At 71.1% G+C, this 12,236-nt stretch carries 12 protein-coding genes; 10 read left to right on the top strand and 2 right to left on the bottom strand.

Annotation, left to right across the window (positions count from 1 at the left end):
- From Microterr_RS15190 to Microterr_RS15180, 3 genes are read left to right on the top strand one after another with little or no spacing between them, the layout of a single operon-like run.
- Positions 1-1,128 carry a thiamine pyrophosphate-dependent dehydrogenase E1 component subunit alpha gene (locus Microterr_RS15190; protein WP_263796969.1) on the top strand — a complete coding sequence of 376 codons (1,128 nt, stop codon included), beginning with the start codon at positions 1-3 and terminating at the stop codon, positions 1,126-1,128.
- A gap of 11 nt (positions 1,129-1,139) precedes the next feature.
- Entirely contained in the window at positions 1,140-2,105 is a 966-nt protein-coding gene (locus Microterr_RS15185) for an alpha-ketoacid dehydrogenase subunit beta (RefSeq protein WP_263798864.1), read from the top strand.
- 19 nt (positions 2,106-2,124) lie between these two features.
- Positions 2,125-3,486, top strand: a complete 1,362-nt coding sequence (locus Microterr_RS15180; RefSeq protein WP_263796970.1) for a dihydrolipoamide acetyltransferase family protein — start codon at positions 2,125-2,127, stop codon at positions 3,484-3,486.
- A gap of 7 nt (positions 3,487-3,493) precedes the next feature.
- On the opposite strand, the gene Microterr_RS15175 is transcribed toward Microterr_RS15180, so the two are convergent.
- Positions 3,494-4,129 (bottom strand): DUF2238 domain-containing protein, encoded by a 636-nt coding sequence (locus Microterr_RS15175; RefSeq protein WP_263796971.1) that lies wholly within the window; start codon positions 4,127-4,129, stop codon positions 3,494-3,496.
- A 132-nt stretch (positions 4,130-4,261) separates the two neighbouring features.
- Here Microterr_RS15175 and Microterr_RS15170 point away from each other — a divergent pair, with 132 nt between their 5' ends.
- The 7 genes from Microterr_RS15170 to Microterr_RS15140 are packed head-to-tail and all read left to right on the top strand — an operon-like array spanning position 4,262 to position 10,572.
- Positions 4,262-5,227 (top strand): metal ABC transporter solute-binding protein, Zn/Mn family, encoded by a 966-nt coding sequence (locus Microterr_RS15170; protein ID WP_263796973.1) that lies wholly within the window; start codon positions 4,262-4,264, stop codon positions 5,225-5,227.
- Positions 5,224-6,048, top strand: coding sequence for a metal ABC transporter ATP-binding protein (locus Microterr_RS15165; protein WP_263796974.1), 825 nt, complete (start codon positions 5,224-5,226; stop codon positions 6,046-6,048). Before Microterr_RS15170 ends, Microterr_RS15165 begins: the two co-directional genes overlap by 4 nt.
- Positions 6,045-6,923, top strand: a complete 879-nt coding sequence (locus Microterr_RS15160) for a metal ABC transporter permease (RefSeq protein ID WP_263796975.1) — start codon at positions 6,045-6,047, stop codon at positions 6,921-6,923. The genes Microterr_RS15165 and Microterr_RS15160 overlap by 4 nt, the downstream gene beginning before the upstream one ends.
- 10 nt (positions 6,924-6,933) lie before the next feature.
- On the top strand, positions 6,934-7,380 hold the full coding sequence (locus Microterr_RS15155; protein WP_263796976.1) for a Fur family transcriptional regulator: 447 nt from the start codon (positions 6,934-6,936) through the stop codon (positions 7,378-7,380).
- Entirely contained in the window at positions 7,367-8,410 is a 1,044-nt protein-coding gene (locus Microterr_RS15150; protein ID WP_404810174.1) for a permease, read from the top strand. Before Microterr_RS15155 ends, Microterr_RS15150 begins: the two co-directional genes overlap by 14 nt.
- Positions 8,403-9,164: a TIGR03943 family putative permease subunit gene (locus Microterr_RS15145; RefSeq protein WP_263796977.1), complete on the top strand. Its 762-nt coding sequence runs from the start codon at positions 8,403-8,405 to the stop codon at positions 9,162-9,164. The genes Microterr_RS15150 and Microterr_RS15145 overlap by 8 nt, the downstream gene beginning before the upstream one ends.
- Positions 9,154-10,572 carry an Ig-like domain-containing domain gene (locus tag Microterr_RS15140; RefSeq protein ID WP_263796979.1) on the top strand — a complete coding sequence of 473 codons (1,419 nt, stop codon included), beginning with the start codon at positions 9,154-9,156 and terminating at the stop codon, positions 10,570-10,572. Before Microterr_RS15145 ends, Microterr_RS15140 begins: the two co-directional genes overlap by 11 nt.
- Here the strand turns inward: Microterr_RS15140 and Microterr_RS15135 are convergent.
- Positions 10,554-12,209 (bottom strand): MFS transporter, encoded by a 1,656-nt coding sequence (locus Microterr_RS15135; protein WP_263796980.1) that lies wholly within the window; start codon positions 12,207-12,209, stop codon positions 10,554-10,556. The two genes, Microterr_RS15140 and Microterr_RS15135, sit on opposite strands and share 19 nt — an antisense overlap.
- Between the last annotated feature and the right edge of the window lie 27 nt (positions 12,210-12,236).

Genomic DNA, 12,236 nt, shown 5'->3' with positions numbered 1-12,236 from the left:
ATGGCCCACGACGACCCTGGTCTCGTCCGCGTGCTCGCGGCCGACGGGACGCTCGCCCCGACTCCGGCCGCCGAGCCCTACCTCGCACTGATCGAGGGTCTGGCCGACGCCGACCTCGAGCAGTTCTACCGCGACATGGTGTCGATCCGCGCGTTCGACCGCGAGGCGACCAACCTGCAGCGGCAGGGGCAGCTCGCCCTCTGGCCGCCGAGCTTCGGGCAGGAGGCCGCGCAGGTCGGCTCCGCACGCGCGGCGCGTGCGCAGGACCACCTGTTCCCCTCGTATCGCGAGCACGTGGTGTGCACGATCCGCGGGGTCGACCCCGTGGACATCATCCGCGTGATGCGAGGCCTCACCCACGGCGGATGGGACCCGTTCGATCCGAAGAACGGCAACACCCACATCTACACGCTCGTGCTCGGGTCGCAGACGCTGCACGCGACCGGGCTCGGCATGGGACTCGTGTTCGACGGCAAGTGCGGCACGGGCGACCCGGAGACCGACGAGGCGGTCATCGTCTACTACGGCGACGGGGCATCCAGCCAGGGCGACGTGCACGAGGCGATGGTCTTCGCGGCGAGCTACAACGCGCCGGAGGTCTTCTTCCTGCAGAACAACCACTGGGCGATCTCGGTGCCGGTGGCCACCCAGTCGAAGGCGCCGCTCGTGCGTCGCGGCGAGGGCTACGGGATGCCGTCGGTCCAGGTCGACGGCAACGACGTGCTCGCCAGCTACGCCGTCACGAAGGTCGCGCTCGACGAGGCGCGCGGCGGCGCCGGCCCGCGCGCGATCGAGGCGCTGACCTACCGGATGGGTGCGCACACGACCAGCGACGACCCCACCAAGTACCGCACCTCCGACGAGGAGCAGTCGTGGGCGCAGCGTGACCCGATCACCCGGATGCGGGCGTTCCTGGAGGGCCGGGGGGCATCCGCCGGGTTCTTCGACGACGTGGACGCGCACGCGAAGGCGCTCGCCGACGACGCGCGAGAGCGCACGATGGCCCTCGGCGGCATCGAGGCGGACTCGATGTTCGCCCACGTCTACTCGGAGCCGCACCCGCTCATCGACGAGCAGCGGCGGTGGCTCGCCGACTATGAGGCGTCGTTCAACGAGGAGGCGCCGTGAGCGTGGAGACGATGCCGCTCGGCAAGGGCATCAACGCGGGTCTGCGACGCGCGCTGGCCGAAAACGACCGCGTCCTGCTGATGGGCGAGGACATCGGCCGGCTCGGCGGGGTGTTCCGGGTGACCGAGGGGCTGCAGGCCGAGTTCGGCGAGCAGCGCGTGCTCGACACGCCCCTCGCCGAATCGGGCATCATCGGCACCGCGATCGGCCTCGCGATGGGCGGGTTCCGGCCGGTGATCGAGATCCAGTTCGACGGGTTCGTCTTCCCCGGCTTCGACCAGATCACGACCCAGCTCGCGAAGCTCACCAACCGCCATGAGGGCGCGCTGACGATGCCGCTGGTCATCCGCATCCCGTACGGCGGCCACATCGGCGCGGTGGAGCACCATCAGGAGAGCCCCGAGACCTACTTCACCCACACGCCGGGTCTGCGGGTGGTCAGCCCGTCCACCGCGAACGACGCGTACTGGATGATGCAGGAGGCCATCGCCTCGAACGACCCGGTCATCTTCCTCGAGCCCAAGAGCAAGTACTGGCAGAAGGGCGAGGTCGACACCGCCGCCCCCGCACTGCCGCTGCACGCATCGCGGCTCGTGCGCCGCGGCACCGACGTCACGCTGGTCGGTCACGGCGCCATGGTCACGACCCTGCTGCAGGCCGCGGCGCTCGCCGAGGGCGAGGGCGTCTCCGCCGAGGTCATCGACCTGCGCTCGCTCTCGCCCGTCGACTACGGTCCGATCCTCGACTCCGTGCGCCGCACCGGCCGCATGGTCTACGCGCAGGAGGCGCCCGCGTTCACCTCGCTCGGCTCGGAGATCGCCGCGACCGTCATGGAGAAGGCGTTCTACGCCCTCGAGGCGCCTGTCCTGCGGGTGTCCGGCTTCGACGTGCCGTTCCCGCCCGCCAAGCTCGAGGGCACCTACCTTCCCGACGCCGACCGCATCCTCGAGGCCGTCGACCGGGCACTCGCGTACTGATCCGTTTGGAGCCCACCGCATGAGCCAGACATTCGTCCTCCCCGACGTCGGTGAGGGTCTCACCGAGGCCGAGATCGTGCAGTGGCGCGTCGCCCCCGGCGACGAGGTCGCCGTCAACGACGTCCTCGTCGAGATCGAGACCGCCAAGTCGCTCGTCGAGCTGCCGTCGCCGTTCGCCGGCACGGTCGGCGCGCTGCTGGCAGCCGAGGGTGACACGGTCGACGTCGGCGCGCCGATCATCACGATCGACCCGCCGGTGAGCGGGGATGCCGCTGCCGCCGCAGATGTGACCGTCGGGCGCAGCGCGCACGGCGAACCCGCCGCCGAGAGCGACGGCGGTGGTGCTGTCCTGGTCGGCTACGGCACCGGCGGGCAGGTGCAGTCCCGCCGGCGGAAGGTGGCCGAGCGGCCGGTCGCCGCATCCGTCGGCGTCGTGGCGAAACCGCCGATCCGCAAGCTCGCCCGCGACCTCAACGTCGACCTCGCCGAGGTGACCCCGAGCGGCCCCGCCGGTGAGGTGACCCGCGACGACGTGGTCAAGCACGCGTCGCAGGCCTCCGTCTTCCGTAACATCGAGACGCCGGCCTGGCCGGATGTGCGCGAGGAGACCATCCCGGCCGTCCCCGCCCCGGCGTCCGCCGGCGCCGACGCGCCCTCGGCACCCGAGCCCGCCGAAGGCCGGGAGGAGACGATCCCGGTCAAGGGCGTCCGCAAGGCCGTCGCATCGGGCATGGTCCGCTCCGCCTACACCGCGCCCCACGTGTCGGTGTGGACCGACGTCGACGCGACTCGCACGATGGAGCTCGTCAAGCGACTGAAGTCGTCGACCGACTTCGCCGACATCAAGGTCTCGCCGCTGCTGATCATGGCCCGCGCCGTCATCTGGGCCGTCCGGCGCACGCCGATGGTCAACGCCGCCTGGATCGACCTCGCCGACGGCAGCGCCGAGATCCGGGTGCGCCACTTCGTCAACCTGGGCATCGCGGCCGCCACGCCGCGGGGTCTGCTCGTGCCCAACATCAAGGACGCGCAGAACCTGAACACCCGCGAACTCGCGAAGGCGCTGGAGAAGCTCACCCTCACGGCACGTGAGGGCAAGACCACTCCGCTCGACCAGCAGCAGGGCACCATCACGATCACGAACATCGGCGTCTTCGGGATGGACGCCGGCACCCCGATCATCAACCCGGGCGAATCGGGCATCATCGCGATGGGCGCCATCCGCCAGAAGCCGTGGGTCGTCGACGGCGAGGTGCGGCCGCGCTGGGTCACCACCGTCTCGGGGTCGTTCGACCACCGCGTGATCGACGGCGACGGCGTGAGCCGCTTCGTCGCCGACGTCGCGTCGGTGCTCGAGGAGCCTGCGCTGCTGCTCGACTGACCGCCGGTCAGTCGCGCGCGGCGAGGGCCGCGGGAAGCAGCGTGCGCGGCCGGCCGAATAGCGCGGCGATCGCGATGGCGAGCAGCCCGCCGAGGGTGCCGGCGACGATGTCGGCCATGGTGTCCTTCAGGCCACCCGCCTGTGACGCCGTGCCGATCAGGACGTCGCTCGCGAACTCGCAGATCTCCCACGCCGCGGCGAACGCCATCGGCGTCAAGGCGATGACCGTGAGCGAGAACCAGAGCGGCAGCGCCGCGCGCACGTGCTCCTCGGCGCGCAGCACGAACAGCATCCCGAGCCAGGCGAGCATCACGCCGGAGTCGAAGTGCACCCAGGTGTCCCAGTCGGCGATCGCGCCGTAGACGTTCAGGGAGCTGCCGGCGAACGGGCCCGCCGTGATGAAGATGAGGTAGTGCAGCTGGAGCGGCCACGGGATCGTCGTGCGGAAGACCGCCTCCACCAGCAGCGGTGCGGCCAGCGCCGGCACGAGCAGCACCGCGAGCCACGGCTGCACCGGGAATCCGAGCAGGCTCAGCGCGATCGCCAGGGCGACGCTGCCGACCTGGAACGGCAGGGCGAGTCGTGCGGAGTAGCGGGCGCGCGCCCCGACGGACGGACGGTCGATCTGCTGCGTGGTGGTCACGGGGCTCCTCTGCCGATCGCTGGCCAGAGTAGCGCAGCCTCGGTTGCGGACCGGGGCTTTGGTCGCGGCGCCACGCGGAGCGGCCGGCATCCGTGATTTGAGAACGATTATCAATAGCCCTAGGCTGGGCGCATGCCATCCCGCCTCGCCGCCTTCGTCCTGGTCGCCACGACCGCCGTCGCTCTGACCGGCTGCGCCACGACCGCCGGAGATTCCGAGGGCATCGCGATCGTCGCCTCGACGAACGTCTACGGCCAGATCGCGAAGGAGATCGGGGGCGACAGCGTCACCGTGACCTCGATCATCGACTCCCCTGCCCAGGACCCGCATTCCTATGAGGTCAGCGCGCGCGACGAGCTGCGCATCTCGCGAGCCGATCTGCTCATCGCGAACGGCGGCGGCTACGACGCCTACATGGACGCCGCGGTCGAGGCGACCGGCACTGAGGCGCCGATGATCACGGCGGTCGCTTCGACAGGCTCAGCGGGCGGAGAGGGCACGGTCAGCGGCGGCCATGACGACGATGAGCACGCGGATGACCACGACCACGCGGACGACCACGACCACGTCGAGGGGTTCAACGAGCACGTCTGGTACGACCCGCACACCATCGCGCACGTCGCCGAGGCGATCACCGACGAGCTCACGGACCTCGATCCTGATCAGGCGACGGCGTACTCGGCGAACCTCGACGCGTTCCTCGCGCAGATCGGCCGGCTCGAGGACGCCCTCGCGGCCATCGATGCCGAGCACGCGGGCGAGGAGACCTTCGTCACCGAGCCGGTGCCGGTGTACCTCGTCGAGGCGGCCGGGCTCGTCACCGTGACGCCGGACGCGTTCAGCGAGGCGGTGGAGGAGGGCCAGGACGTGCCGCCGGCCACGCTGCTCGAGGCCATGCGCCTGCTGGATTCGGGCAGCATCTCGGTCGTGATCGTCAACGCGCAGACCGGCGGCGCCGAGACGACCGCGGTGTCGGATGAGGCCGACGCGCAGGGGATCCCGGTGCTCGAGTTCACAGAGACCCTCCCGGAGGGCGAGACTTACTTCTCGTGGATGCAGCAGAACATCGACGCGCTCGCGACGGCGCTGGCGGCGTGAGCGCCCCGCCGCTCCAGATCGCCGGTGCGGCGCTGCGCCGCGACGGCCGTGAGCTGTGGAGCGGGCTCGATCTGACCGTGGCACCCGGCGAGCTGATCGCGGTGCTCGGCCCGAGCGGATCAGGCAAGACCACACTGCTGCGCGCGATCCTCGGGCTCGAGCCGCTCAGCGACGGCACCATCACGGCCCTCGGCGAGCCTGTTCGCCGTCGAGGGAACCGCCGCATCGGCTACATCCCGCAGCAGCGGCCGCTCCCCCGCGACGTCGCCCTCCGCGGCCGCGACCTCGTCGCCCTCGGCGTCGACGGGCACCGATTCGGCTTCGCCCTGCCGAAGAAGGGCGACCGCGCCCGCGTCGACGCCCTGATCGACGCGGTCGGCGCGCGCGAGCTCGCCGACCGGCCGGTGGGCGTGCTCTCCGGCGGTGAGCAGCAGCGCCTCCGCGTCGGGCAGGCGCTCGCGGACGAGCCCCGCCTGCTGCTGTGCGACGAGCCGCTCACCAGCCTCGACCTCGCCAACCAGCAGGCCGTGATCGGGCTCATCGACCGCCACCGCCGCCGGGCGGGAGCCGGCGTGCTGCTGGTCACCCACGACATCAACCCGGTGCTCGAGACGGTCGACCGCATCCTCTACCTCGCGCACGGTCGGTTCACGCTCGGCACCCCCGCGGAGGTGCTCACCTCCGAGACGCTGTCGGCGCTGTACGGGGCGCCGGTGTTCGTGATGGAAGCCGGCGGCCGGCTGGTCGTCGTCGGCGCCCCCGACGCCGAGGACGCGCACCACCATCACGACGACGCGGACGGGGCGGGGGCGCACGCATGAACTGGGCCGACATCGCCGACGCCATGTTCGGCGGCCTCGCCGACTACGGCGACATCCTCGCGCTGGTGTCCAACTCGATCATCGCCGGCGCTGTGCTCGGCATCGTCGGCGGGCTCATCGGGGTCTTCGTGATGCAGCGCGACATGGCCTTCGCCGTCCACGGCATCAGCGAGCTCTCGTTCGCCGGCGCGGCGGCGGCGCTGCTGATCGGCGTCGACGTGGTCACCGGCTCCATCGTGGGGTCGCTCGTGGCTGCCGCGATCATCGGTGTGCTGGGCGCGCGGGCGCGGGAGCGCAACTCGATCATCGGTGTGCTCATGCCATTCGGACTGGGCCTCGGCATCCTGTTCCTGTCGCTCTACGACGGACGCAGCGCCAACCGGTTCAGCCTGCTCACCGGGCAGATCGTGTCGGTGCAGAACAGCCAGCTGGGCTGGCTGATCGGCATCAGCCTCGTGGTCGTGCTCGGGCTGCTGCTCGTCTGGCGTCCCCTGCGGTTCGACTCCCTCGACCCGCAGTCCGCCGCCGCGCGCGGCGTGCCCACGACAGCGGTCTCGCTCGCGTTCATGCTGCTGCTCGGCCTCATCGTCGCCGTCGCCGTGCACATCATCGGCGCCCTGCTGGTGATGGCACTGCTGGTCACCCCCGCGGCCGCGGCGATGCGCATCAGCTCCGGTCCGCTCGCGGTGCCGCTGCTGTCGGCGCTGTTCGGATTCGTGTCGGCCGTCGGGGGCATCCTGCTCGCCGTGATGGGCACCCTGCCGGTGAGCCCGTACATCACGACGATCTCGTTCGTCATCTACCTGGTCTGCCGGGGGATCGGGTCGCGCCGAGACCGCATCGACGCCCAGCCCGCGCTCAAGACCCGCCGGTAGACTCGCGGCCATGGCTCAGCGCAACACCTGGCAGCGTGAGCGGGTGCGCGAAGCGCTCGCGGATGCGCGCGGCTTCGTGAGCGCGCAGAACCTCTACGCGACCCTTCGCGACGAGAACACCGGCATCGGCCTGGCCACCGTCTACCGGGCGCTGTCCGGCCTCGCCGCCGCGGGCGGCGCCGACTCGCTGCACAGCCCGGAGGGCGAGAGCCTGTACCGTGCCTGCGTCACCGCCGGGCATCACCACCACCTGATCTGCCGGTCGTGCGGACGCACGGTCGAGATCGAGGCGACCGAGGTCGAGCAGTGGGCGCAGCGCGTCGCCGCGACCCACGGCTTCACGGCGGCTGAGCACGTCGTCGACATCTTCGGACTCTGCGCGACCTGCACAGGCCGCAGCGACGAGGCGGGCGCCGCCAGCACTGTCGACACCGCGAGCGAGCGTGTCGTCGACTGAACCGCGCGAGCGCACCGAGCCCCGCACGGCCCGCCCCGAGCCGAGCCGCACCGCCCGGACGCTCGTCGCGCTCGCCATCGGGATCCTGGTCATCGGCGCGCTGTTCGCCATCGACGCCTTCGCCCCGGCGTTCTTCCCCGATGGCCTGCCCACCCGCGCGCAGGACGGACTGACCCTCGCGCTCAGCGTGCTCATCGAGTCGCTGCCGTTCGTCGTGCTCGGCGTGATCCTCTCGATCGCCGTCCAGGTGTGGGTGCCCCCCGGCGTCATCGAGCGCTGGATGCCCCGCAGGGCGTGGGCCCGCAGAGCGGTGGTGTCGCTGCTCGGCATGATCGTGCCCGTCTGCGAGTGCGGCAACGTGCCGTTCGCGCGAGGGCTGCTGATGCGCGGCTTCAGCGTGCCCGAGACGCTCACCTTCCTCATCGCCGCCCCGATCGTGAACCCCATCGTGATCATCACGACGCACCAGGCGTTCGGGTTCGACGACGGCATCCTGATCGCCCGGCTCCTCGGCGGCTACGCGATCGCGAACCTGATCGGCTGGCTGTACAGCCGGCATCCCGATCCCGACGCGCTGCTGACCGACCGGTTCCGCGACACGTGCGCCCTCGTCGTGGACGAGCCGGGCGGCAAGGGGCGGCGCAGCCTGGCGCAGTTCGTGATCGAGCTGCGCGCGGTGATGCCGGCGCTCATCATCGGCTCGGCGCTCGCCGGCGCGGTGCAGGTGCTCGTGCCCCGCGAGGCACTCATCGCGATCGGCTCGAACCCGGCCCTGTCGATCGTGGCCATGATGCTGCTGGCCATGGTGGTGGCGATCTGCTCCAACGTCGACTCCTTCTTCGCGCTCTCGTTCGCGTCGTCGTTCACCCCTGGCTCGATCGTGGCGTTCCTGCTCGTCGGACCTCTCGTCGACGTCAAGATGCTCGCGCTGATGCGCACCACCTTCACCACCCGCACCCTCGGCGGCATCGTCGCGGTCGTCGTGCTGGCGGCGTTCGCCATCGGGACGGTGGTGAACCTCCTTGCCTGAGTCCTCACCGCTTCGCTCCGCCGGCACGCGCTGGCTGGGCGTCGGCCTCGCGTCGGTGCTCGCCGTCATCACGCTGGGCCTCGCCGCCACCGGCCGGCTCGGCCTCTACGTCAACCCGGAGTCGACCTGGTTCGCCGTGTCGATGGCGGTGCTCGTGCTGGTCGGCGCGGCGGCGAGCTTCGCGCTGCCGCTCGGCGCCGAGAGCGACCACGGCCACGACCACGGGGAGGACGAGCATGCGCACGCGCACGGCGGTCGCGCCGTGAGTCCCGTCACGATCGCGGGCGGGGTGCTCGCCTCCGGCTTCGCGATCGTCGCCATCGCGCTGCCGCCGGCGTCGCTGTCGGCCGACCTCGCGATGGCCCGCGACGTCGGCACGGCGCCCCTCTTCGGCGGAGAGGATGTGGTCACCCTCGCCACGACGGGCGACACCGCGTCGTTCGGGGTCGGCGAGTGGGCGTCCGTGTTCGCGACCGCGACGAACCCCGACGCCTTCGACGGCGATGAGGTCACGCTGACCGGATTCGTCACCCCCGGCGCCGAGGACGGGTTCGACCTCACCCGTCTCGTCATCACGCACTGCGTCATCGACGCGCAGCCCGCCAGCGTGCCGATCGCGACCCCCGACCCGTCGGGCGACACCGGGCAATGGGTCACGGTCACCGGCACGGTCCGCTCCACCGCCGACGGACTCGTGATCGATGCCGAGAAGGTCGAGCAGATCGACGAGCCCGAGGATCCGTATGAGTTCTGACACCCGCGCCGCCCGGTCACGCCGGCGTCGCGGGCGCTCCTTCGCGCTCTCGTTCGCCGTGGTCCTCGCCGTCCTCGCCCTCGTCGGAACGCTCGGAGCGACGATCGGCACCGTGCAGGGGCCGCGCGCCACCGCAGTGCAGGTCGATCCGGACGCGGCGGTCGCCGCATCCGGATCCCGTCTCATCGTGACGACCTCGCAGTCGCTCGCCGAGGTCGACCCGGCGCAGGTCACGGTCACGCCCGACGTGCCCTTCACCGTCGACACGTCCGGCCGGTCGGTCGGCGTGCAGTTCGGTCGGCCGCTCGACGACGACACCGAGTACACGGTCACGATCGCCGATGTGCAGGGACTCGGCGGCGGTCCGTCGACGACGATCACGGAGTCGTTCCACACGCCCCCGGCCGAGCTCTACGTGCTGCAGCGGGGCACCGCCGACGGCGACGTGATCTTCCGCACCGACCTCGCCGGCGACGCGGCGACGCCGGTGTTCACGCATCCGCACATCGAGGACTACCGGGCCACGGCCGCGCACCTCGTGGTCTCGGTGCGCACCGACGACGACCAGGCCGAGCTCATCGTGACCGACCTCGATGGCGCCGATCAGCGGTCCCTGCCGCTGCCGGGCGACGGGTTCGTGTCCAACCTGCAGAGCGCCGACCGCGGCGACCTCATCGGCTACACGTTCTCGGACGCCGCGCTCGATGCCGACAGCGGCCGTGAGAGCGCCCTGTTCACCGCGTCGCTGAAGGATGCCGCTGCTGACGATGCGCCGGCGCAGGTCGAGGTCGACGGCGCAGACCCGCGCGTCGCCGAGTGGCGGTTCGTGCCGGACACCGACAGCATCCTGCTGCTCTCGTTCGACGGCTCGCTGCTGCTGACCGGCTCGGAGGGCGAGGACGCGACGGCGCTGGGCAACGCCCTCGCCATCGAGGGCATCGCGCGCGGCTCGTCGGTCGCGGTCGTCGACCGGGCCGAGGGGATGGATGCGATCGACCTCACCGACGCGAGCGAGGAGCCGCTCGTCGAGGGCGAGGGGCTCGGGCCGGTCTCGTCGGTCACACCCGTCGCCGCCGAGGGCACCGTGCGCACGGCCGCTGTGCTCGACGCCGGCGGGCTGCCGTCGGGCGCGACGGTGGCCTACGTCGACGACGACGGCGCGACCCGCACGCTGATGGACGTCACCTCCGCCGACACCGTGGTGCAGACCTGCGTCTCGCCCAGCGGCCGCTACACCGCGGTCATCGTCGCGCCCGACTCGGTCGACAACCCCTACGACACCTACCTGCTGCCCATGCCGGAGCGGCTCGAGACGCACGTGATCGGCATGCGCGGCGACGAGACGGGCGACGAGGTCGTCGTGCTGTCCGGGTTCGCGGTCTCGTGGTGTCAGGTGCCCGCGACCTGATCCGTCCGCTCCCCGTCACCGGGGTCGTCGGAGGCCTCGGCCGAAGCAGGCACGGGGATCGTGGCGGGCAGGCCGCGCGCCAGCACGATCGCGATGAGCGTCAGCGCGAAGACCACGAACAGCGCCTGCCGCAGCGCCTCGAGCTGGGTGTCGGCGTAGGTCTGCGCGACCTCGGCCGCTTCCTCGGCGGTGGCTCCCGCATCCCGCATCGCCTGCTCGGCCTGCTTCTCGGAGATGATCGGCGCTCCGTCGGCCGTCGCCGCCGCCACCTGCTCCTTGATGTCCGCGGAGAGCGCGTCGCTGGACTGCAGGGCCGCGCCGAAGCCCGACGTCAGCAACAGGATGAACACGGAGCCGACGATGGCCGTGCCGAACGACGAGCCGAGGTTCTGGAACGTGCCCTGGAGTCCGCCGACCTCGGACGTGTCGTCCTTCGACACCGCCGTCATGTTGACGTTTCCGAGCTGCGAGGCGAGCAGCCCGAAACCCGCGCCGACGACGAACATCCCGGTCGCGAAGAGCCAGTCGGCCAGGTCCGGCTGCACGGCCACGAAGATCAGCAGCAGGCCGACCCCCAGGGTGAACTGGCCGATCCGCGCGATGTTGCGCGCTGAGCGCACGGTGGACATGCGGGAGCCGATGACCGAGAAGACGATCAGGCCGGCCGACAGGGGCAGGATCTTCAGGCCGGTCTCGAGCGCGTTGTAGCCGAGGATCGTCTGGAGGTACACCGGCACGACGAAGAAGAGCGCCGCGATCGCGAAGTACTGAGCGAGGAACATCGTGAGGCCGCTGCGCAGCGCCGGGATGCGCAGCAGGCTGACCTTCAGCAGCGGCACGCGGCCGATGCGCTCGAGGTGCACCTGCCGGCTGACGAACCACCGCAGCACGAGGATCGCGATCAGGATGAGGTAGGCCACAGGGGAGATGCCGAATGGCGCGATCGTCGTACCGGCGATCTCGGGTGGGTTCAGCGGCACCAGCCAGCCCCAGGTCTTGCTCTGCAGGACGGCGAACACGAGGATCGCCATGCCGCTCGCCGACAGCACGACGCTCAGGAAGTCGATGCGCAGCGTCTTGTCACCCGGCAGGTCCTTGACCCGCCCCGACACGATGAGCACCAGGGCCATCACGATCGCCTCTCCGACGAACACGTAGCGCCATGACGCGTAGGTGGTCATCAGCCCGCCGATGAGGGGACCGGCCGCAGCGGCGAATCCCGTGATCGCCCCGAGCGCCGAGAAGGCGATGACCCGCTCCCGGCCGGCGTAGTTGATCGCCGCGAGCGCAGCGATGGCCGGGATCACGAGCACCGCGCCGAGCCCCTCGACGAGCGACCAGCCGAGGAGCAGCACGGTGAGGTTCGGGGCGAACGCGGTGGCGAGCGAACCGAGGCCGTACACGACCGACCCGATGCGGAACGCGCGACTGCGCCCCCACTTGTCGCCGAGCTTGCCGCCGGTGAGCATGAACGCCGCCATCGTCAGCGCGTAGAACGTGATGGCTGCCTGCATCCCACCGATGTCGGTTCCCAGATCGGACGCCACGGTGGAGATCGAGACGTTCATGACGGTGCTGTCGAGGACCATGACGAACTGCGAGACCCCGAGGATGATGAGCACGAACCATCGCTTCATGAGCGCAGGCTAGCCGCCGCGTGACGT

Source organism: Microbacterium terricola (genome assembly GCF_027943945.1).
In the GTDB taxonomy this organism is placed as follows: domain Bacteria; phylum Actinomycetota; class Actinomycetes; order Actinomycetales; family Microbacteriaceae; genus Microbacterium; species Microbacterium terricola.
Note: the sequence above shows the minus strand (reverse complement) of the source record. Positions and strands in the feature narration are given on the sequence as shown.